Source organism: Rhizobium giardinii bv. giardinii H152 (genome assembly GCF_000379605.1).
In the GTDB taxonomy this organism is placed as follows: domain Bacteria; phylum Pseudomonadota; class Alphaproteobacteria; order Rhizobiales; family Rhizobiaceae; genus Pararhizobium; species Pararhizobium giardinii.
On sequence record NZ_KB902602.1, the window covers coordinates 17940 to 39087 of the forward strand.

A 21148-nucleotide genomic window follows, 5' to 3' on the forward strand; every position below is an offset into this window, starting at 1 on the left:
TTCGCCAGGTCAGATTTTGGAGAAGAAGTGCTATAGGAAGCGCGCTGATAGCCCCAAGGTTTTCTTTGTCCGGCAGGAGAAGCCAATGATACGCGTCTGGTCGCACCGCCCCCAATTCTTGCATCTGGGATTTTTTGTCGCGGCGTATGTTCTGGGCTGCGGTTTCGCTCAGTCGCTCGCAATCGTACCCGGAACAGGTATTTCCATCTGGCCTCCGGGCGGGCTTTTAATGGCTACCCTTGTCCTCGCTTCCAGGCGCAGCTGGCCGTGGTGGGTGCTGGGGGGCCTTCTGGCGGAACTGTTTAGCAATTTCCTGTGGTTCCATAGTCCGTTGCCTGCCGCCGTCCTGATCTACGCCGGCAACGCTCTTGAAGCGGCGGCCGGCGCATGGCTGGTGATCCGGATCTGCGGGCGGCCGGTACGGCTGGAAACGTTGCAGGAAGTTCTCGCATTCGTGGTACTGGGCGCTGGAATTGCGCCAGTCATAAGCGCTTCGGTGGGAAGCGCGACACTTGCGTGGTTTGGCATTCAATCGCAATCCTTCATAACTGCCTGGCCTCTTTGGTGGATCGGAGACGCAACCGGAGTCTTGATCGTGGCACCACTGACGCTGGTCGTGTTGCAGAACTGGCACGGCAAGGCCCAGCTCTCCGCCGCGCAATGGATGGAAGCTAGTGTCCTGGGGCTGATCTTTCTTGGAGTCGCTGCCCTTTCCTTGAGCGGTTACCTGCCCTTCGCCTACATCATCATGCCGCCTCTTCTTTGGGCCGCAGTGCGCTTTGATTTCAAAGGCGCCGCCGTCAGCTTGACCCTCCTCGCTGTGATCACGGCAGTATTCACGATATCCGGCGCCAGCCAATTTGCCGGAGATCCTGAGTCCCGGAAGCATAACCAGGTCATGCTGCAGCTTTTTCTGGCCGTCTCGGCATTTTCGGCGCTCATCGTGGCCGCCATATCCCGGCAGCATCAGCTGGCGGTGCTCACATTGCGCCAAAGCGTGGAGGCGTTGCGCGACCGGGAGAGGGAGTTGTCGCAGCTCGTGAACATGGTTCCGGTCCAGATCAGACGTCTGACGCCCGAAGGCGAGCCGACCTTCTTCAACAAGCGCTTGATAGACTTTTTCGGTCTGGATGTAGGGGATTTGGACAAGCCTGGCATGAGCCGACTGGCTGCAGTCATACAGGGCCTCGTCCATCCCGATGATGCAATTAGACTACTGGAGACGGCCCGCCATTCCTTCGCCACTGGCGACCCCTTCTCCATGAAATATCGAATGCGCCGTGCGGACGGCGCATATCGCTGGGTTGATGGCCGCGGGGAACCGCTGCGGGATCAACACGGAGCGATTGCGCAATGGTATGTAATTTCCATCGAAATCGACGATGAGATGCGCGCACAGGAAGCGCTGCGCGACCGGGAGCGGGAGCTTTCTCAGCTCGTGGACATGGTTCCGAGCCTGCTCTGGCGGTTAAGTCCGGAAGGCGAGCCGACCTTCTTCAACCAGCGCCTGATAAATTTTCTCGGCCTGGACATGGCAGATGCAGACAAGCCGGGCATGAGCCGGCTGGCGGCCATCATAGAAGCCGCCGTCCATCCCGATGATGCGGCCAGCCTTAGGGAAGCGCTCAACCATTCGTTCGTAACCGGCGAGCGCTTCTCCAAGACGTATCGCCTGCGGCGTGCGGATGGCGTCTACCGCTGGGTCGAAGGCAGCGCGGAGCCGCTGCTCGACGAGAGCGGGCGCATCCTCCAATGGTACGGCCTCTCGCATGACATCGACGATCAGCTACGCGTCGAGGAGGCGCTGCGACGCAGCGAGCGGCAGCTTCAGCAACTCATTGACACAGTGCCAGTACAGATTTGGTGCGTAACGCCGGGGGGCGAGCCCGCATACATCAACAAGACCATGATGGATTATATCGGCCTGAAACTGGAGGATTTTGATGCCCAGCAAGGATTAGCCGGAGCAATTCAGACCATCGTCCATCCTGACGACAGGATTCCTTTGGAGCGCGCCCTAACCCACTCCTTCAGCACGGGTGAAGCATTCGAGTTGAAATTTCGCAACCGCCGATGGGATGGTTCGTACCGCTGGACGGAGGGGCGTGCGGATCCGCTCCGCGATGAGAGTGGGCGAATCATCCGGTGGTACGGCGCCAACGTCGATATCCACGATTTGGTGACGTCTCAGGAGGCACTGCGCGAGAGAGAGCGCTCGCTATGGGAGCTCGTTGAAACGCTACCGGTAATGATCGATTGCGCTGCGCCGGATGGCGAGCCGTTATATCGCAGTCGGCAGCTCCGCGAATTCCTCGGGTATGAGCTTGAAGAATTGGACGGAACAGGGAAGTCTCGCTTGGCCGGCACACTCGATGCCGGTGTTCATCCCGACGACGTGGCGGGTGTCAAAGAGAGATATGCCTATTCATTGTCCACCGGCGAGCCGTATGCCCGGAAGCACCGTCTGCGGCGCTTCGATGGCGAATATCGCTGGGTCGATACTCGCGCCGCGGCGATGCGCAACGCCGAAGGCGCCATCGTGCAGTGGAACATCGTCTGCCTTGACATCGACGGTGAGGTTCGCGCGCAAGGAGAGCTGCGTCTGGCGCAAGAGAGCCTTGCGCGTGCGAGTCAGGCGGCGAGCCTTGCTGAGCTTTCGGCTTCGATAGCACACGAGGTGAACCAGCCGTTAGCGGCCGTCGTTGCGAACTCGCACGCCTGCCAGCGCTGGCTCACGGCTGAACCGCCAAATCTCGAGCGCGCGCAAAAGACGGTGGAGCGCATCATTCGTGACGCAAACGCCGCCGCCGACGTCGTGAGCCGCATCCGCGCCTTGTTCAAGCAGTCGGTCGAGCCGAGGCATGCCATGGCACTGGACAGCGTCATCGCGGATGCGCGTGACCTAACCGCTGAGGAGGCGGCGCGGCGGCGCGTCCGTATGGACGTTGATGTCGAAAGCAACCTTCCGCCTGTCGCGCTCGATCGGGTCCAGATCCAGCAGGTTCTTGTCAATCTTATTCGCAACGGCATGGAGGCCATGGATACCATTACGACTGACAGAGTCCTTCGGATTCGTGCGCGTCGGAGGGGAAATGCGGTCGAGACCGAGATCAGTGACCTCGGCCGGGGCGTCGAATCTCCTGATAAGATATTCGAGCCGTTCTTTACGACGAAAGCCCACGGGATGGGCATGGGGCTCGCGATCTGCCGTTCGATTGTCGAGTCTCACGGCGGACGGCTGTGGGCGGAGACGAACCAACCGCATGGGGCGACCTTCGTCTTCACTTTACCCGATGAAGTGGGAGCAGAGTGATGACGACGGACGATCATATCGTCTTCATCGTGGATGACGATGAACGCATTCGAGAGGCGCTCAGCGAGCTGCTGGCCTCCCACGGCATGCGCGCCATCGCGTTCGGATCGGCCGGCGATTATGTCAGCGCGGACAAGCCGGACGTCCCTGCCTGCCTGATCCTCGACGTCGAATTGCCGGATATCAACGGCCTCGATCTGCAGAGGCAGATCGCCGCGGGCGATCATCCGCCGATCGTTTTCATAACAGGGCATGGTGACATCCCGTCCTCGGTGCGCGCGATCAAGCGCGGCGCCGTGGATTTCCTGACCAAGCCCTTCAGTAATTCGGACCTCATGGCCGCAATTGATGCGGCGATCGCCCAGGATCGGGAAAAGAGATCAGAACGCGCCGACGTCGGCGTGCTGAGGCAACGCTATCTAGACCTGACGCCGCGCGAACGCGAGGTGCTGCCGCTCGTGGTGAGTGGTCTTCTCAACAAGCAGGCCGCCGCTGAGCTGGGGATCAGCGAGGTCACGCTGGAAATCCATAGAAGGAATGTGATGCACAAAATGGCAGCAGCGTCGCTCGCTGATCTCGTACGTCTCGCGGAGCGATTGGAAATACCGATCACCCACTCGCGCCGTACAGGGGGGAGCGGAGCGTGAGCAAGCGAAGACCTGTCGTGGCGATTGTTGATGACGATCCAAGACTGCTCGAGTCGCTGGAGGACCTTCTGGAGTCCGCGGGCTATGCTGCCCACAGCTTTTCGTCCGCGGGGTCGCTACTCATCAGCGGGCTGTCGGGCGTGGACTTGCTCATCACCGACATTGGCATGCCAGGCATGGACGGCTTTGAACTTCGTGACTGGGTGAAGAAGGTGCGGCCGGAGCTGCCGGTGTTCCTGATCACCGGCCGCCACGAGATTGCCGATCAGGATCGCGCCCGAGGCATCAGCGGGTTTTTCCGCAAGCCATTCGATGCCGAGGTCTTGCTGGCTGCCGTGGACAACGCCTTGAGCAATCGAAACATGGAGGATGATCATGAGAGTTGACCAGTCGTTCGTGCGGAGATTGGCGCCGCGGTCACAGCAGAGCAAAATCGAAGCGGAGCAGCCGCTTGTCATCATTGTGGATGACGATGCGTCCATGCGGGAGGCGCTGTCGGAGTTGATCCTGTCGGCCGGATTCCAGCCCGTTTGCTTTGCCTCGACAAGGGAATTGCTGGACACCAACGTATTGGACAGCCCCGGCTGCCTGATCCTGGATGTTCGCATGCCAGGAGTGAGCGGTCTGGACCTGCAGCATCATCTGGCCCAAAACGACAGCCCGACGCCAATCATCTTCCTGACCGGCCATGGCGACATTCCGATGACCGTCCAGGCAATGAAGGCCGGCGCCGTGGACTTTCTCACGAAGCCCGTACGGGACCAAACGCTGCTTGACGCTGTGATTGCAGGCATTGCGATGGATGCTGCGCGGCGGGAGCAATCCGTGATCGTCAAGCGCAATGTCGAACGCCTTCATTCGCTGACGCCACGCGAGCGCGAAGTTCTGTATGAAGTGGCGCGCGGACGCCTCAACAAACAGATCGCCTTCGACTTCGGCATCAGTGAAGTGACCGTCAAGCTGCACCGCGGCAATGTCATGCGCAAGATGGAGGTCGCTTCCGTCGGCGAGCTGATCCGGGCATGGGAAACGCTGCCCGCGCCGATGCGCGAGGTCGGCGCGAACTAGGGTACTGTTGCGTCGCCGCGAAATGACGCGAAGGCCACTTGCTGCCGTGAGCAGATGCAGCGAACTATCGAACTGGGCAATGGTCGATCCGGGCAAAGACAGGATAAAAGATCATCGCCAACGTGCTCAACACCGTAACGATCAGAACGGTGAAGATGAGGTCCCGCTCGGAATCGTTTTGTTTTGGCAGGATCGCGGAAATAGCCATAGCCGCCGAAGCGCCACAGATTGCGACAGCGCCGTTCGTCAGCACGCCGAGACGCCAGTCTTTTCCCAGGAGCTTTGCACTGAGCAGTCCGAACAGCATTGTCGCGACGGTTCCGAGCATCAGCATAATAATCGTGTCGGTTCCGCGCTGACAAGAACAGCAATACTGATCCGGAAACCCAGCAGCGCAACGCCGGTCCGCAATACCTATTTGGCGGCGAACTCTATGCCGGCGCGCAGAGACCTTAGCGAAGTAGCCCGTCGCGCCGGAACTCTTCCCAGCCGCTTAACTTCGGACGCGAGGCATCATCGGAGCTTCCTTCTGTTGAAGGTTTCTTGCTGCTGCGTAGCGAACGCGTGAGCTTCGCTTTCAACGCGGCCCGACGCCTGTTCTCGGCAGCAGCTTCGGCATCTTCCTCGCGCCAGACTGTGATCAAGTCCCTGTCCAGGATGTCCTCGACAGCGCGCGGATCGAAGACGTGGAAGGTAATCTTCCTCGCGCGCCCTCGAAGCTTTACCGTACGGGTTCCGGCGCTGGGCAAGCGACCGTTGTTGAGCCACCGTTGCCTCTCAGTGGTCGAGATCGTCAGGATATCCTGGATTTCACGGGGGATGACAGGCAGGCTTTCGATGCCTTCAAGCGCGTTGGAAATAATCGACGAAGTAGCACGGAACGCACTCTTAGCCGTTTCAGCCATCGCCAATGTCAGAACACCCGCTTCGATGTCGAGCGACTTTCTCACCGCCGCAGGAAGCCGGGCGCGAATTTCTAGCAATATTCCCTTGGCACGCACGGATGATCCGAGCGTAGCTGCGGACGACAGGGACCACTCCTTGATCAACTCCGCATCGTCATTGGTCTTGGGTTTTGCCATGTGACAGTAAATGGGCCTTCCGCCCAGCAGCGTCAACGAGAACGAGGGAAGGCATCGGATGTCCACGGATGCGATCCGCGCTTTGACAGGTGAGGGAATTGTCAGTGGTGCGTTTCGAGCACCGGTTCTTCGCCATCGAAATTTCCGTTGCTGGCAGCATCGTACTGATTGAGGCTCCGGCCACCACCTCGCGTGCCGAACGCCGTCAAATGAACCATCACCGCGCGGGCACGCTCGACGGCCTCCGCCTCATTCATATCGGCGCCTCCTGCGACGCGGACAGTGACCGCGTCACCATCGTCTCCGATGAAGTCGATCCTCCAACCGCTAGGCTCGTGCTCGATACGCGTGTCGACCAGGTGCATGTCATCCCGCTTTCCGATTCTTGAGATCTGCTTCGACCGACTTGCGAAGCGCCTCCATGATGTTGACCACGTTTGAGGTCGGAGCGGCTTCCTCCTTCTTGCCTTTGGCAGTCTTCTTCGGCTTGAGGAGTTTCTTCTTCTCCTCGATGAGCTTCAGCAGGCTTTCCTGGATCGGGTCGCTGACCATGTTGGGTGACCATCGCGCAGCCTTCTGCTTGATGAGCTGCTGCACGAGCGGAACGAGATCGGGGTCGGCCTTCTCGTCGATATCTTCGAAATAGGCATCCTCCGGCCGCACCTCGTCGCCGAAGCGAAGCGACCAGAGGACGATCCCTTCATCTCGTGGTTCCAGGACCACCGCGCGCTCGCGGCGACCCATCACGAGCTTCGAAATCCCGACCACCTTGTCAGATTTCATTGCATCACGGATGACGGCGAAGGCTTCGTTCCCGACCGCATCGTCCGGCATCAGGTAATGCGGCTTCTCCAAGTAGATCCACTCGATGCTTTCGGCAGGGACGAACTTCTCGATATCGATCGTTTTCACCGTATCGAGTGCGACTGCGTCGAGATCGTCGTCAGTCAGGGTAATGTAATCGTTCTCGCCGCGAGCGTAGCCTTTGGCCTCGTTCTCCTCCTTGACCGGCTTTCCCGTCACGGAGTCGATGTACTGGGAGACGACTCGATGCCCTGTGTCCTTATTCAGAGTATGGAAGCGGACTTTCTCGGATTCCGAGGTCGCTGGCGTCATCGCAACAGGGCAGGTGACCAACGACAGCTTGAGATAGCCCTTCCAATAATAGCGCGGTGCCATGGTTTATCTCCCTAGCTTGCCTTGCGGTGTGGGGCGGACCTCGCAGAGGAGGTCTTCGAAGCCGTTCCTCGCGCGGCGCGCTGCCGTCCGGTACCAGCGTTGACATTGGCGGCCGTTCTTTTCGGTTTGTCGGCGGCGGCTTTGATCATGCCCGCACTCTCTCGGAGAGCGGCAAGCAAGTCATTCGGCTTCGACACCTCCACCTTTTTCGGCTTCGGTAGGGCCTTGCCCTCGATCTTCGCCTTCACGAGGTCGGCTAGCGCAGCCTCATAGCGATCATCGAATGTCGCCGGATCGAACTCGCCCTTTTTCGTGCTGATGATGTGTTTCGCGAGATCGAGCATCTCGCCCTCAATTTTGATCTTCGGCATTTCCTCGAACGCCTTTTTCGAGGACCGGACTTCGTAGTCGTAGTTGAGCGTAGTGGCGATAAGGCCTTTTCCGTGTGGTCGGATGAGAACGGTCCTCATCCGACGAAAGAGTACTGTCCGGGCAATTGCGGCGACATTCGACTTCTTCATCCCGTCGCGAAGCGCCGCGAACGCATCGCCACCCATCTTGTCTGGTGTCAGGTAGTAGGGCTTGTCGAAATACACGTCATCGACATCGCTGCAGGGAATAAAGGCCTCCACCTCCAGGGTCTTGTTGCTCTCGGGGATTGTCGCGGCAACTTCTTCGGGGTCGATGATGATGTACTGACCGTTGTCGATCTCGAAGCCCTTGGTCTGCTTCTCCTTCGGAACCGGGTCCTCGGTCTCGCTGTCGATAAAGACACGGTTAACCCTGTTGCCTGTTGCCTTGTTGATCGTATTGAAGGAGATCCGTTCTGACGTGGATGCGGCGGTGTACAGAGCAACGCCGAATGTCACTTCTCCGAACTTTATGAAGCCCTTCCATTGGGCACGATGATCACTCGCCATGACGCTGAACTCCGAGTCATTATGTCGCGACTCAAAGACGTTCCAGGGTGATTCGTTCCAACTCAAACGAATCATTTTTCAATGCCTTACGGAATCTCCCTCAGAAATTGATTCCAGCCACTGTGCTGGATGACATGCGACAGCCGCAGGTGGAAAATGGTCAAGATCCGATTAATTCGTGAGCCACGAAAAGCTTGCCGCCCCTGTACGCAAGCATAGGGACGGCCCACAGCGCCAGCCGGCGGGATCAGGTCGGCCAATCCTGCTCAAGGTCGTAACGTGGGCAAACCACGACGGGGTCATACCGGATCTCCATTCGCAGAATAGAAGCACTAACAGCGGCTTGCGGGGTGTTGGGGAATACGCTCAGCGCTGAGTGATAGGCAATCTAAATGTCTTCCAGACGGAGCGGCCTTGTTCTATTTCCCGAGGAAAAGAAGGGTTGACGAACAATGAGAAAGCTAGTCGCAGGGAAACTTCACGGCATTTACGTGACGGAGGCGAACCTCAACTACCATGGGTCCATTACGCTAGACCCGGACCATTGCGAAGAAGCCGGTATTCTGCCCATGGAGTTCGTCGAGATCTGGAACAAGAATTCCGGCGCACGGATTTCTACCTACGTCATTCTGGGTGAACGCGGCTCGAGGTGCTGCATTCTAAACGGAGCTGCCGCACGCACATGTCAGCCCGGTGATCAGGTCATCATCTGCAACTCCCTATATGTCGACGAAAACCGGATCACGTCGTTTAAGCCCAAGGTCCTCACGTTTGATGAAGACAACCGGGTGGAAGATTCATCAACCCCGGCAAATGTCACAATCAACGCATTGGTTAGGCGCGGTGCGGCAGCTCAAGAATCCGAATGAGCACTACGCGTAATCGCGGCCCGAACTTAGGGGCCGCGATTATTGCGTGCTACTGTTATTATCGGACAGACTTGAACGCTGCACGCAACTCTTCCGCGAAGAGCTGGGGCTGCTCCCACGCAGCAAAGTGTCCACCTTTCGCTACCTGATTATAGTAGTACAAAGTCGGATATGCTTCCTTGCTCCAGCTCTCAGGTGCCTTGTAGATTTCCTTAGGAAAAACAGAAATGGCGACCGGTATCTTGATTTCTTTGGTCTTTTGTGCATCGGCGCTGAAGTTGTTGTTGTTGTTTTCCCAATAGAAGCGTGAGGACGACGCTCCGGTGTTCGTCAGCCAGTACAAGGTAATGTCATTGAGCATCTCGTCCTTGGACAGGACACGCTCAGGGACTCCATCACTGTCGCTCCATTGGGCAAATTTTTCGTACATCCATGCGGCAAGACCCGCAGGGGAGTCTGACAGCGCGTAGCCGATGGTCTGCGGGCGGGTCACCATCATCGCACCGTACGCGGCATTGCGTCCAAAAAAAGTGCTGAGCGACTGGAAGGCTTCGCGTTCTGGTGTCTTCAGGTCAGACGGAGCGGGGTCACCGCTGTTGATCGCTCTGGTCAGTTCGCCTGGAACCGTCGCGGGCATATTGAGATGTATCGCACGCAAACCCTTTGGTGCTTGGCGAGCCAGCGCATCGGACACTACCGAGCCGTGATCCCCACCCTGGGAAACGTAATGCTCGTATCCGAGCCTTTTCATGAGGGTGTCCCAAGCTCGTGCAGTGCGGTCAGGACCCCAGCCCAAATCGGTTGGCTTCCCGGAAAAGCCGTAGCCGGGGATGGAAGGGATGACGACATCAAACGCATCCTCGGGGCGGCCGCCGTAAGCTGTGGGATCGGTAAGAGGGCCGATGGACTTAATGAACTCGAATGTTGAACCCGGCCAACCGTGAGTGAGAACCACGGGCAGGGCGTTGGGATGACGGGAGCGGACATGGATGAACTGGATCTCAACCCCATCGATCGTGGTGATGAATTCCGGCAATGAATTGAGCTGCGCCTCGGCTTTACGCCAGTTGTAATCAGTGCCCCAATAGCGAACCAGTTCCTGAACTTGCGCCAGTTGAATACCCTGCGAGGCATCATCGACGGTTTCCTTGTCGGGCCAGCGTGTCTCGAAAATGCGCTTGCGTAAGTCGTCGAGTTGGGATTGTGGGACGTTGATGTGGAACGGACGGATACTCTCGTCCGAACTGGTGCTTTTCGCCGACGTGGCCGAAATAGTATCGGCGGCGATCGCCGGCAGGACGTATCCCGCGGGAACGAGCATGAGGGAGCCAACCGCAACCGCGATAAGGCGGCCAGCAAAATGCACCCGAATAGAGGAGGCGTTTTCAGTTCTAGGCATAGATACTCTCCGTTGTTTTGCCTGTTGGTGACGCAGAGCAGGCTAGAGGGCGGACGTATCCACCATGTTTTGTAAATTGCCGGAAGTGTATCAGAGCGTAGCATCGCGATCGTGAGCCCGCTCCGCGCATCAGTCACAAGAGCCTTGTTCGATTGGGTTCTTGACAGCGCGGTAACACTGCGGCTCTACCGGGGATCTCGACGACGCGACTGTCGGCTTAGGGATCGACTTGTTTGCTTGATTGAATGTGCTCGCGAAGCGCATTAAGAGCGATAGCCCTCGCTGAGGCCAGTCTTGTCCTGTCGATCCAGACGAAATTTTTGGCGAAATGTGTGCCGGCAGTGCCGGGCGGAGAGTTGCCATGTCGTGGACAGTGCCAATAGGCGCAGGCAGCGACACCGCTCCCTGCGCCTATTGCCGGCCAAGTTGTTATTTTGAGCGTACGACCAGGGCCTGGCCTTTCCGGACGATATAGGTGGCAAGCTCCGAGGCTTTGCCGGGGCCCACATTTTCCGCCGAGTGAACAACGCCGGTCGGAATGAAGAGTGATTGACCTGCCGAAAGGGTGACCGGCTCGCGTCCGTCCAATTTATACTCGAGCGTCCCTTCGATCACATAGGCGATTTCTTCACCGGGGTGGGAATGCCTGGCGGCCAAAACACCAGGGAGAAAATCGACACGGACCTGCACAACTTCGTGGGCGGGCACGTCGATATCGCTCTTGATGAGATCCGTGCGTCGCAGCGGTTCATCGGCGAACGCCTGCAACGGCGTCATTCCGCTCATGAGAAACAGGAGGGCTGCGGCAAATGCGTTGATCGGTTTCATGACTGTGTCCTTTCGGGATGGTTGAAGAAGGAATAAATAGTGGGAGGAAATCGTGGACGCGGCACTTGAGATGCGCTTACTTGCTCTTTGCGCCAACGTGCCGCGCCGCTGTTTCGATGACGCCGGCAACTCTCTCAGCTTGCGACGCGAAGACGGCGTGGCTGGCCTTGATCTCGGTCACCACGCTGCCCGCGCGCTTGGCCATTTCGCGTTCCAGTTCTGGATTGATGGAGCGGTCTTCGGAAGCAACAATTGCCCAGCTCTGCTTTGTCTTCCAAGCGGGATCGCCAATCTTTGCGGTGAAAGCTTCCTTCGAGGCGAAGACCTGCGATCTTGCCAGAAACGCTGCGTCGTCCTTCGGCAGATCTGCGGCGAAGTCGTTCGCAAAGGCGGCAGGATCGAGATAGAGATATTTGCCGTCTTTCGTCTCCCGGATATTCATGCCGCCAGCCGGCTTTGAGCTTGCGAGGCTGAGCAGGCTTTCGCCGCGATCCGGCTGGAAGGCCGCGACATAGACGAGGCCCGCGACAACAGGACTGTGGCCGGCTTCGGTAATCACCATGCCGCCATAGCTGTGGCCGACGAGAAGCGTCGGGCCGTCCTGCAGGTCGAGCACACGGTTGGTGGCGGCGATATCGTCGGCAAGCGACGTGAGCGGCTCCTGTACAATCGTGACGTTGAAGCCGCGTTGGACGAGAACATCGGATGCCTTGCGCCAGCCTGAACCATCGGCGAGCGCGCCATGGACGATAACGATGTTTTTCACGTCGGCGGCCTGTGCGGCAAAGGCGATCACGCTCGTGGCGAAGGCGAGAGCAAGGGTAGAGATATAGTGACGGTTCATGGGTTTGACTCCTGTCGTTTGTGGGTGGTTTGGGTGATGGGAGATGACGTTTCAGCCGAAGGTAAAAGCGTAGGCTTCGACGCCGGAATCGAGGAAACGGATTTCGAACGTCCGTTCCGCCACGCCGCCGGATTGGCGGACGAGCTGATAGAGTTTTGTTGACGTCACCGTGCCGTAACCGCCGGCATCGGTATCTGCGCCATGGCCGGGTCCGGGAGCCTTGCCGTCGATCGTCACCTGGAAGCGGACAGGCTTGCCGGCAGCGCCGGGTCCGAGGACCAGGTGCAGGTCGCGAGCACTGAAACGATATACGATGCTGCCATCCGGCTGATCCAGCACTGCCTGTTCGGCGCCGACCGTCCAGGTCCCGGATAGGCCCCATTCATTGAGGTCGGGTTCGTCGATGGAATACGCGTTGGCGGCGTCGGCGCGCAGGTTTTCGGGAGAGACGAAGCTGGCGGCGCGTTTGTAGCCGAGATAGGTTTCGCCGGAACGGATGTTCTTGAGGTCCGGGCTTGCCTCGGCACCTTTGGCATCCGGCGTCACGGGCGCAGTCGAGCCCATCTCGCTGCCGGCTTCGCGCAACAGGTGCTGGATTGCCTGCTCGGTTTGTCGATAGTTGCCTTCGCCGAAATGGTGGTAGCGGATCTGACCCTTGGCATCGATCAGGTAATGCGCTGGCCAGTAGCTGTTTTCGAAGGCGCGCCAGATCTTGTAGTCGTTGTCGATCGCAACCGGATAGTCGATCTTGAAATCGTCGACCGCCTTTTTGACATTGTCGATCTTCTTCTCGAACGCAAATTCCGGGGCATGCACGCCAATGACGACAAGACCCTGATCCTTGTACTTTTCGGCCCAGGCGCGGACATAGGGGACGGTTCGAATGCAGTTGATGCAGGAATAGGTCCAGAAATCGATGAGGACGACCTTGCCGCGAAGCTCTTCTATCGTCAGCGGCGGCGAGTTCAGCCATTCGACGGCGCCATTCAACGATGGTGCTCCGCTTTCGATAGGCAAATTGCTGCGGAACGGCTGTGTTGTATCGACGACAGCAGACACCGTGCCATTGCTGGCAACCTCGGATGAAGTTTCGATTTCAGGCTTGTCGTGCAGTTGGTTAAGCACGGCCTGTTCGAAGCTGGCCGTGCTGGCATAGGAAAGCCGCGCCAGAAGGCCGGTGTCCAGGCCAAGGGCAATGACGGCAACGCCGGCTAGAACCGCGGCGCCCATTACCTGGCGAATACGCTCGCTGACGCCGAGCGACCGCTTCATGCCGGCAAAGATCTTACCCCCGACAAGAAGGGCAATGGCAAGCGATGTCGCGGCACCTGCGGCATAGGCGACGAGCAGAAAAGTTGTCTGGAGATTGGCGCCATTTAATGCCGCACCCGTAAGCAGAAGGCCGAGGATCGGCCCGGCGCAGGGAGCCCAGAGCAGCCCGGTCGCCACGCCGAGTATGAAGGAGCTTGTTGAAGTCGGCACGGACCCGGGTTTGCCCGACGCATTCAGCAGCCTATTGCCGAAGTCAACGACCGGCTGGGTAATGACGCTTGCAACACGTGGCGACATAAGGCTGACCCCAAAGACCGCAAGAAGCAGGATCGCCGCAAGGCGGCCGTATTCATTGGCATGAATCGCCCAACTTCCGCCGACCGCTGCAAGCGTCGCGACCAGTGCGAAAGTGACACTCATGCCGATCAGCATGGGCAGCGTGCTTCGGATGAAAGGCTGTCCCGCGCGGGCAAAGACGAAGGGGAGAATGGGAAGGATGCACGGGCTGAGGATGGTCAGCGCCCCTCCGAGATAGGCAATGATGAGAAGTGTCATCGTCGTTTCCTTGAAGCCGGTTGGTCGGGTTCTGGACGGCGATGGGGCACGACCAGCAATGCGGCCAATTTGGTCCGAGCGACGTATCCGGGATGTGTCCGGCTTCCATAAGAAGTGTACCGCAGTGTAGGAACCTGCTGGGTCCACGACAGAGCGACACAAATCGTTTGCCGCCCGGGCGTGGATGCGAGCCTGATTGTATCAGAACGTATCAAGGCGGCCGCATGCTACATCCGCATTCAATTTCGGGCGATGCGGGACACATGGGGGATATATGCAGCCGGCTTTCTTCCCATCACGATCAATCGAGATGGAGAGAACGATGTCCCCTGAAATCAATCACCAGCGCCGCCGCTTCTTCGGTATCGCCGCCATGACCATTGCTGCCGCCGAATTCGGCGTGACCGCGATCGCCAATGCCGCGTCACCCGCGGTATCAGCAGCGGTCAAGGCGGGAGGGCACACATCGTTCGCAGCGCTGAAGCAGATCAAGGCAGGTGTGCTCGACATCGGATATGCAGAAGCCGGCTCGGCGGATGGACCCGTCGTCCTGCTCGTTCACGGATGGCCATACGACATCTACAGCTATGTCGATGTCGCACCGATCCTGGCCGATGCAGGTTACCGCGTCATCATTCCCTACCTGCGCGGTTACGGCACGACGCGCTTCCTTTCGGACGAGACGCCGCGTAACGGCCAGCAGGCGGCCTTGGCGGCTGACATGATCGCCTTGATGGATGCACTCGGCATCGAAAAGGCAATCCTCGGCGGATATGACTGGGGCGCCCGCACCGTCAACATCATGGCCGCTCTCTGGCCGGAACGCTGCGAGGCGATGGTTTCCGTCAGCGGCTATCTCATCGGCAGCCAGGAAATCAACAAGAAGCCATTGCCGCCGAAGGCCGAGCTGTCCTGGTGGTACCAGTTCTACTTCGCCACCGAGCGCGGCCGGCTTGGCTATGCCGCCAACACGCGTGAGTTTGCAAAGCTGATCTGGCAGACGGCATCGCCGACATGGAAGTTCGACGACGAAACATTCGACCGTTCAGCAGACGCGTTCGACAATCCCGACCATATCGATATCACCATCCATAACTATCGCTGGCGGCTCGGTCTTGTCGAAGGCGAAGCGAAATACGATGCCTACGAGAAGCAGCTGGCGACGGGGCCGGTCATCACTATTCCGACGATTACCATGGAAGGCGATGCCAATGGTGCGCCCCATCCGCAACCATCGGCCTACAGAGGAAAATTCTCCGGAAAGTACGAGCATCGAGATGTCACGGGCGGTATAGGCCACAATTTGCCACAGGAAGCGCCACACGCATTCGCCCAGGCCATCCTCGATGTCGCAAAATTTTTATGACATTGCTGCCGCAAGAAACCGCTTTACTCGCGGCAGCCAACACGGAACTAATGTCGCCTGGGGCGGATATTTGAAAGACAAAAGATGGAGCATGTCGATCACATTCTGATCGTCGATGACGACCGCGAAATTCGCGAACTGGTATCGAGCTATCTGAATAAGAACGGTCTTCGGACGACGGTTGCCGCCGACGGCCGGCAGATGCGCAATTTCCTCGAAACCAGCACGGTCGATCTGATCGTGCTCGACGTGATGATGCCGGGCGATGATGGGCTGGTCCTTTGCCGGGAACTTCGCGCCGGCAAGCACAAAGCGACGCCGGTCGTCATGCTGACCGCGCGCGATGACGAGATGGACCGGATCATCGGGCTCGAAATGGGGGCCGACGACTATCTTCCGAAGCCGTTCGCTGCACGCGAGCTTCTCGCCCGCATCAAGGCAGTGCTACGGCGCACGCGAATGTTGCCGCCCAACCTGCAGATCAGCGAGGCTGGCCAGCTCCTGACGTTCGGCGACTGGCGGCTCGACACCGTTGGCCGGCATCTTCTCGACAGGGACGGGACGGAAATCGCGCTCAGCGGTGCCGAATACCGACTGCTGCGGGTTTTCATCGATCATCCCCAACGTGTGCTCAACCGAGACCAGATTCTGAATCTCACCCAGGGCCGCGATGCCGAACTATTCGACCGCTCGATCGACCTTCTGGTAAGCCGTCTGCGCCAGCGGCTCGGCGACGATGCACGCGAACCGACCTACATCAAGACGGTGCGGGCAGAAGGCTATGTATTCTCCGTCCCGGTCGAGATCTCGGTGCCCAGGACATGAGCGAGGGCGGCAAGTCCCGTTTCGGCTGGTGGCCAAGTACGCTGCGCACCCGTCTCTTCCTGATCCTGTTTGCCGGACTGGTGATCGCCTATAGCCTGTCGTTCAGCATCCTTTTTGCCGAACGCTACATGTCCGCAAAGGCCGTCATGCTCGGGACACTGGAAAGCGATCTGGCAACGTCGATCGCGGTCATCGACCGGCTTCCCGCCAACGAGCGGGCCGATTGGCTGGATCGCCTGAGCCGTGGCAGCTATCGCCTTGTTCTTGGGCCTGGTCTTCCCGGTGTTCCGGATTTGTCGGGCCGTGGAGCGGAGATTGCAGAACGGATCGAGGAGGCGGCAGGTCCCGCTTAGTGTCGAAGCCATTCCAGGTGACGGCAAGCGGCTGCAGGGGCATCTGACGCTTTCGGACGGCTCACACCTCACAATCGACGTGACGCCGCGGGGCGTGATGCCGTTGGCCGAGTGGCTTCCATATGTCTTTGCCGCACAGATGGCACTGCTGATCCTATGCACCTGGTTTGCGGTGCGCCAGGCAGTTCGCCCGCTTGGCGATCTCGCGGCCGCCGCCGATGCACTCGATCCCAACAAGAAGGGGTCCCCCTTGAGCGAGAGCGGGCCGAGCGAAGTAGCCGATGCGGCGCGCGCCTTCAACGCCATGCGTGACCGTATCGCCCACTACCTGGAAGAACGCGTGCAAATCCTCGCAGCAATCTCGCATGACCTGCAGACGCCGATCACGCGCATGCGGCTGCGCGCCGACATGGCGGAAGATACCCCCGAAAAGGACAAGCTGGTCAGCGATCTGAGTGAAATCGAGCGGCTTGTGCAGGATGGGATTGCCTATGCGCGCAGCTCTCACGGCAGTGGCGAAAAGACGTCCCGCATTGATCTGTCTTCCTTTATCGACAGCATCGCCTACGACTATCAGGATACGGGAAAGGCGGTCACCGTTGCTGGCATCGTTCAAGGCACCGCCGTGACGAAACCGCATGCGCTACGGCGCATCCTGACCAACTTCATCGACAACGCCATCAAGTTTGCGGGTGCTGCCGAGATCAGCGTCGAAGGGAAGGGCGAGGGAAATACCATCATTACGGTCACCGACCGTGGGCCAGGTATTCCGGACGACAAACTGGAGGCCGCCATGCAACCGTTCTACCGGCTCGAGACTTCGCGCAATCGCGACACCGGGGGTACAGGGCTTGGACTGGCCATCGCTCAGCAGCTTCCGTCTCGGTTGGTGGCGCCGTGAGGATCTACAATCGCCCGGCGGAGGCCTTGCCGCAGAGATATCACTGCCTTGAAGAATGCTCGGGTTTCTGATGCATTTTGTATGAAAAGGTAGCCCGGCGCGCAGCCTCTACGCTCTGATACATTTCCGCCCGTTCCGGAAACATGCCTGATACGTCGAGGCGGCAAAACACTCCTGTCAACAACGTCGCTCTGTGCGACAGAACGAAGGAGTGTTCTATGACGAAGATCGAGAAGGTCCTCTATACCGGCAAGACCCATATCACCGGCGGTCGCGACGGCGCAGCGCGCAGCGACGATGCGCAGCTTGACGTAAAGCTTTCGCCCCCGGGCAGCGGCAAACCCGGCACCAATCCCGAGCAGCTCTTTGCAGCCGGCTGGTCCGCCTGCTTCATCGGCGCCCTCGGTCTTGCCGCTGCCAAGCGCAAGATCCGATTGCCGGCGCAGACCGCCATCGATGCAGAAGTCGATCTGGGCATGACCGGAGACGCCTATGGCCTGCAGGCGCGCTTGAACATCAGCCTACCGGGCATAGATCCGGAACTGGCGCGCGTGCTGGTCGAGGAAGCCCATCAGACCTGCCCCTATTCGAAGGCCACGCGTGGCAATATCGCGGTCGAGCTGAATCTTGCCTGAGCAGTCTCAGAAATCCAAGGAGTGTTTGATGAGACGCCTGATCGTTGGCATGCTGGCGCTCGCGGTTTTTGCAGCGCCTTGCGTCTATGACGTGTTCTCGCCGGAGCCATCGCCCATAGCCGCGCTGGCCACAGCCGTCGGTATTCAAGGATAGATAGACCGGAAATCGGAGAGGGAGCGACTGCGGAAACAGTCGCTCCCTTTTGCCATCAGGAATTGTCGGCTTCGTCCTTGAGTAGAGCCGCAGCCTCCAGCCCGAGGGATCGGCTCTGAGAAGAAGGTAGTCGAGCATTGATTTCAGGCTCGGATCGCAAAGGGCGGCCGGCATCAGCAGGCCCGTCGTGTTCATCTCATCCTGGCTGACCATTCCGTCGCCGTCGTGGTCCATGCGTTCGCTGTAATCGACGGTTGGTTTACCCTGTTCATCAGTGGCGATGCCGGGCTTCAGGATCTCGTTGAATGTCTTGAACTCATCAGAGTTGAGTTTTCCATCTCCGTCCTTGTCGAACTTTGCAAACGCTTTGTTGAGCATCTGCGACAGTGGGCTGGCATTGTTGATCGACGTCACGATTTCTTTCTCCGGTCAGTAGGATTTGGGTCTCATGGCAGTTTGGAAAATACTCCATCGGCTTTCGAACAAGCGACGGCATTCGGCTTCATCGGGACTGTCGGACAGGCTAAGTCGAACGCGATTGTTTGCGCCTTCCAGTAGATCGACGAGGACGCCGCATATCTCAAGGGCATCGCCTGATACGACGGCGCCTGCAGCTTGAGCGGCGATGATCGCGTCTACGAGGGGCTCCAGTGCGACGCTCGACCAGGTGGCCAGCCTTTCCCGAAGGGTGGGCGACACCACGGCTTCTGCTGTGACCGATAGGTAAAAGGCGGAATACTCCCTATCGGTCCCGAACAGGAAATAGCGAAACGCGATCGCCCGCAAGGCTGCGAGCGGTGCATCACCGTGTTCTGCGGCCACGGCAAGCGCCCTGCGGAACCGGACGAGATCACGCTCCACCACTGCTTCCAACAGCACCTGCTTGTTGGGATATCGCCGGTACAGCGTGTGTTTTGAGATTGCATGTCGAGCCGCGATTTCCTCCATTGAGGCGTTCGCAACGCCTTTATGTGCAAAGGTCGCGCGGGCGCGGTCCAGGATCTGTCTGGTGAGGTTTTCCGCCTCCTCGCGTGTCGGTCGTCCGCCGGCACGTCCCTGTCCTGTCTTCATGTTGCCCCGAGGCGTTTGACGGAGAGGATATTGGCGACGACCATTGTCCTTTCCGAATATTCTTGATAACAGCACGATATCGTGCCGTTAATTTTGATGCAATGGATTTCGTATGCCTTCGATAGTGCTTTCAGGACTTTCCTGGTCAAAACCGGACGGCGACCATATCCTCGCCAGCCCCGACCTGTCATTCGGACCGGAGCGGACCGGGCTTGTGGGCCGGAACGGTGTGGGGAAAACCACCCTGCTCAAGATCATTTCCGGATTGCTGCCTCCGTACGCAGGGTCGCTGTCCATCGAAGGCAATGTGGTGCTAGTCCAGCAGATGCTGGACGCGGACCCACACGAAACGATCGCCGATCTTTTCGGTGCAAGGCAGGCCATTGAGGTGCTCATCCGGGCCGAAAACGGAACGGCGAGCCTTGAGGACCTCGCGCAAGCAGACTGGACAGTCAATAAGCGGATACTCTCTGCCCTTGCCCGATTTGCGCTGGAGGCCGAGCCGGATACGCTGCTCAGCCAGCTATCTGGCGGGCAGCGCACGCGGGCTGCCCTTGCGGCAGCGATCTTTGAGGAGCCGGACTTTCTACTTCTCGATGAACCGACCAACAATCTGGACCGGATCGGAAGGCAGGTGGTGATCGATCTTCTCGCCAGGTGGAAAGGTGGTGTCATCGTCGTCAGCCATGATCGTGGACTGCTTGAACATATGGATGCAATCGTCGAACTGACCTCGCTCGGGGCGAAACGTTATGGCGGCAACTGGAGTGCCTATCAGGCGGCAAAGGCAATCGAGTTGAATGCCGCAGAGCAAAGCTTGGCTCATGCCCAAAAGACCGCGGACGAAATCGACCGCAAGGCGCAAGTTCTTGCAGAGCGGCACGACAGACGTGAGGCGTCAGGTACCCGCAAAGCGGCAAAGGGCGACCTGCCGCGGATTTTGCTCGGCCGGCGCAAGAGCAATGCGCAAGCAAGCCGGGGCAAGGGCGCGGAAGTTGTCGAGCGCCAGCGCGCTGCGCTGGATACGGTCGCTTCAGCCAAGGCGCGGATCGAGGTGCTCCAGCCATTTTCCGTGCATCTTCCCGCGACGAACCTTCCGGCTGGCAGAGCGGTTCTGTCGCTCAATCGCGTCACCGCGGGCTATGATCCCGGACATCCCATTATCCGGGATCTGACCTTCTCGATCGTCGGCCCGCAGCGCCTGGCGCTTGCCGGTCCGAACGGATCAGGCAAGACGACAGTGCTGAAGGCGATCGCAGGAGAAATTGCGCCCTTCATCGGCGAGGTCGCGGTTTCCGTGCCTTCCGCGATCTTGGACCAGAGTGTCAGTCTTCTCGATCGCAGTGAAACGATCCTCGCCAATTTTAAGCGACTAAACCCGGGCGCGAAAGAAAATACCTGCCGGGCCACTTTAGCCAGTTTTCGCTTTCGTGCGGATGCCGCCCTCCAGCGCGTGGATACCTTGAGCGGCGGACAGTTTCTGCGCGCCGGCCTGGCTTGCGTGCTCGGCGGTCCCAGTCCACCGTCACTGTTGATCCTCGACGAGCCGACCAACCATCTCGACATCGAGTCCATTGAAACCGTGGAAGCGGCGCTGCGCGCCTATGACGGCGCGCTTCTCGTCGTCAGCCATGATGAAACCTTCCTCGACAATATCGGGATCGACGCCAACATCGAGCTACCCGCACGACAAGGTTGATGGCGCGGTGCGGGTCGTTGTTGAGGCAGCGATTCAAAATACGAACCCGCCATCTATCGTCAGGCTCGAACCCGTCATGTGCCCTGCTTTCCGCTCAATAGATAAGAGGCAAGAGCGGCGATCTCGTCAGGCTGTCCAACCCGCTTGAGGGGAATGACCTTTGTCAGC

Annotated in this window: 20 protein-coding genes and 2 pseudogenes; 11 read left to right on the forward strand and 11 right to left on the reverse strand. The window is 59.0% G+C overall.

Annotated features, from left to right (window positions below):
• The first annotated feature begins 85 nt into the window (after positions 1-85).
• From A3AY_RS0108925 to A3AY_RS0108940, 4 genes are read left to right on the forward strand one after another with little or no spacing between them, the layout of a single operon-like run.
• Positions 86-3313 carry an MASE1 domain-containing protein gene (locus A3AY_RS0108925; protein ID WP_026203255.1) on the forward strand — a complete coding sequence of 1076 codons (3228 nt, stop codon included), beginning with the start codon at positions 86-88 and terminating at the stop codon, positions 3311-3313.
• Positions 3313-3960 (forward strand): response regulator transcription factor, encoded by a 648-nt coding sequence (locus A3AY_RS0108930; protein WP_018325335.1) that lies wholly within the window; start codon positions 3313-3315, stop codon positions 3958-3960. Before A3AY_RS0108925 ends, A3AY_RS0108930 begins: the two co-directional genes overlap by 1 nt.
• The gene (locus A3AY_RS0108935) at positions 3957-4346 is read left to right on the forward strand and encodes a response regulator (protein WP_026203256.1); all 390 of its coding nucleotides are present in this window, start codon (positions 3957-3959) and stop codon (positions 4344-4346) included. Before A3AY_RS0108930 ends, A3AY_RS0108935 begins: the two co-directional genes overlap by 4 nt.
• Positions 4336-5028 (forward strand): response regulator transcription factor, encoded by a 693-nt coding sequence (locus A3AY_RS0108940; RefSeq protein WP_018325337.1) that lies wholly within the window; start codon positions 4336-4338, stop codon positions 5026-5028. Before A3AY_RS0108935 ends, A3AY_RS0108940 begins: the two co-directional genes overlap by 11 nt.
• 64 nt (positions 5029-5092) lie before the next feature.
• Here the strand turns inward: A3AY_RS0108940 and A3AY_RS40400 are convergent, their stop codons facing one another.
• The 5 genes from A3AY_RS40400 to ku (A3AY_RS0108965) form a co-directional block, all read right to left on the reverse strand.
• Positions 5093-5335 carry a putative sulfate exporter family transporter gene (locus A3AY_RS40400; RefSeq protein WP_234913070.1) on the reverse strand — a complete coding sequence of 81 codons (243 nt, stop codon included), beginning with the start codon at positions 5333-5335 and terminating at the stop codon, positions 5093-5095.
• Positions 5336-5480: 145 nt separating this feature from the next.
• Complete coding sequence (locus A3AY_RS0108950) at positions 5481-6110, reverse strand: hypothetical protein (protein WP_018325339.1); 630 nt, start codon at positions 6108-6110, stop codon at positions 5481-5483.
• A 101-nt stretch (positions 6111-6211) separates the two neighbouring features.
• Positions 6212-6475, reverse strand: a complete 264-nt coding sequence (locus A3AY_RS40405) for a hypothetical protein (RefSeq protein WP_083925930.1) — start codon at positions 6473-6475, stop codon at positions 6212-6214.
• A 1-nt stretch (position 6476) separates the two neighbouring features.
• On the reverse strand, positions 6477-7289 hold the full coding sequence (gene ku / locus A3AY_RS0108960; protein ID WP_018325341.1) for a non-homologous end joining protein Ku: 813 nt from the start codon (positions 7287-7289) through the stop codon (positions 6477-6479).
• 11 nt (positions 7290-7300) lie between these two features.
• Positions 7301-8209, reverse strand: coding sequence for a non-homologous end joining protein Ku (gene ku, locus A3AY_RS0108965; protein WP_018325342.1), 909 nt, complete (start codon positions 8207-8209; stop codon positions 7301-7303).
• A 452-nt stretch (positions 8210-8661) separates the two neighbouring features.
• Here ku (A3AY_RS0108965) and panD point away from each other — a divergent pair, with 452 nt between their 5' ends.
• Positions 8662-9078, forward strand: coding sequence for an aspartate 1-decarboxylase (panD, locus tag A3AY_RS0108970; protein WP_018325343.1), 417 nt, complete (start codon positions 8662-8664; stop codon positions 9076-9078).
• Positions 9079-9136: 58 nt separating this feature from the next.
• On the opposite strand, the gene A3AY_RS0108975 is transcribed toward panD, so the two are convergent.
• The 4 genes from A3AY_RS0108975 to A3AY_RS0108990 all read right to left on the reverse strand — a co-directional run bounded on the left by A3AY_RS0108975 (position 9137) and on the right by A3AY_RS0108990 (position 13976).
• A complete protein-coding gene (locus A3AY_RS0108975) occupies positions 9137-10477 on the reverse strand; it encodes an epoxide hydrolase family protein (protein ID WP_018325344.1) in 1341 nt (446 codons plus the stop codon).
• 429 nt (positions 10478-10906) lie between these two features.
• On the reverse strand, positions 10907-11305 hold the full coding sequence (locus tag A3AY_RS0108980; RefSeq protein WP_018325345.1) for a cupin domain-containing protein: 399 nt from the start codon (positions 11303-11305) through the stop codon (positions 10907-10909).
• Between the two features lie 76 nt (positions 11306-11381).
• Positions 11382-12149 carry an alpha/beta fold hydrolase gene (locus tag A3AY_RS0108985; RefSeq protein WP_018325346.1) on the reverse strand — a complete coding sequence of 256 codons (768 nt, stop codon included), beginning with the start codon at positions 12147-12149 and terminating at the stop codon, positions 11382-11384.
• Positions 12150-12200: 51 nt separating this feature from the next.
• A complete protein-coding gene (locus tag A3AY_RS0108990; RefSeq protein WP_018325347.1) occupies positions 12201-13976 on the reverse strand; it encodes a cytochrome c biogenesis protein DipZ in 1776 nt (591 codons plus the stop codon).
• A gap of 322 nt (positions 13977-14298) precedes the next feature.
• On the opposite strand from A3AY_RS0108990, the gene A3AY_RS0108995 reads away from it, so the two are divergent.
• The 5 genes and pseudogenes from A3AY_RS0108995 (at position 14299) to A3AY_RS41040 (ending at position 18210) form a co-directional block, all read left to right on the forward strand.
• Positions 14299-15342: an alpha/beta fold hydrolase gene (locus A3AY_RS0108995; protein ID WP_018325348.1), complete on the forward strand. Its 1044-nt coding sequence runs from the start codon at positions 14299-14301 to the stop codon at positions 15340-15342.
• 84 nt (positions 15343-15426) lie between these two features.
• Positions 15427-16167, forward strand: coding sequence for a response regulator (locus A3AY_RS0109000; RefSeq protein WP_018325349.1), 741 nt, complete (start codon positions 15427-15429; stop codon positions 16165-16167).
• Positions 16164-17473 (forward strand): annotated as a pseudogene (locus A3AY_RS34850) (ATP-binding protein). Before A3AY_RS0109000 ends, A3AY_RS34850 begins: the two are co-directional and overlap by 4 nt.
• A 166-nt stretch (positions 17474-17639) precedes the next feature.
• Positions 17640-18056 carry an organic hydroperoxide resistance protein gene (locus A3AY_RS0109010; RefSeq protein WP_018325350.1) on the forward strand — a complete coding sequence of 139 codons (417 nt, stop codon included), beginning with the start codon at positions 17640-17642 and terminating at the stop codon, positions 18054-18056.
• 28 nt (positions 18057-18084) lie between these two features.
• Entirely contained in the window at positions 18085-18210 is a 126-nt protein-coding gene (locus A3AY_RS41040; RefSeq protein ID WP_018325351.1) for a hypothetical protein, read from the forward strand.
• Between the two features lie 204 nt (positions 18211-18414).
• Here A3AY_RS41040 and A3AY_RS40410 read toward each other — a convergent pair.
• Together A3AY_RS40410 and A3AY_RS0109020 are read right to left on the reverse strand one after the other, a co-directional pair.
• A pseudogene (locus tag A3AY_RS40410) lies at positions 18415-18588 on the reverse strand (EF-hand domain-containing protein); the annotation flags it as partial.
• A 51-nt stretch (positions 18589-18639) separates the two neighbouring features.
• Positions 18640-19281, reverse strand: coding sequence for a TetR/AcrR family transcriptional regulator (locus tag A3AY_RS0109020; protein ID WP_018325352.1), 642 nt, complete (start codon positions 19279-19281; stop codon positions 18640-18642).
• A 112-nt stretch (positions 19282-19393) separates the two neighbouring features.
• On the opposite strand from A3AY_RS0109020, the gene A3AY_RS0109025 reads away from it, so the two are divergent.
• On the forward strand, positions 19394-20980 hold the full coding sequence (locus A3AY_RS0109025) for an ABC-F family ATP-binding cassette domain-containing protein (protein ID WP_018325353.1): 1587 nt from the start codon (positions 19394-19396) through the stop codon (positions 20978-20980).
• The last annotated feature ends 168 nt before the right edge of the window (positions 20981-21148 follow it).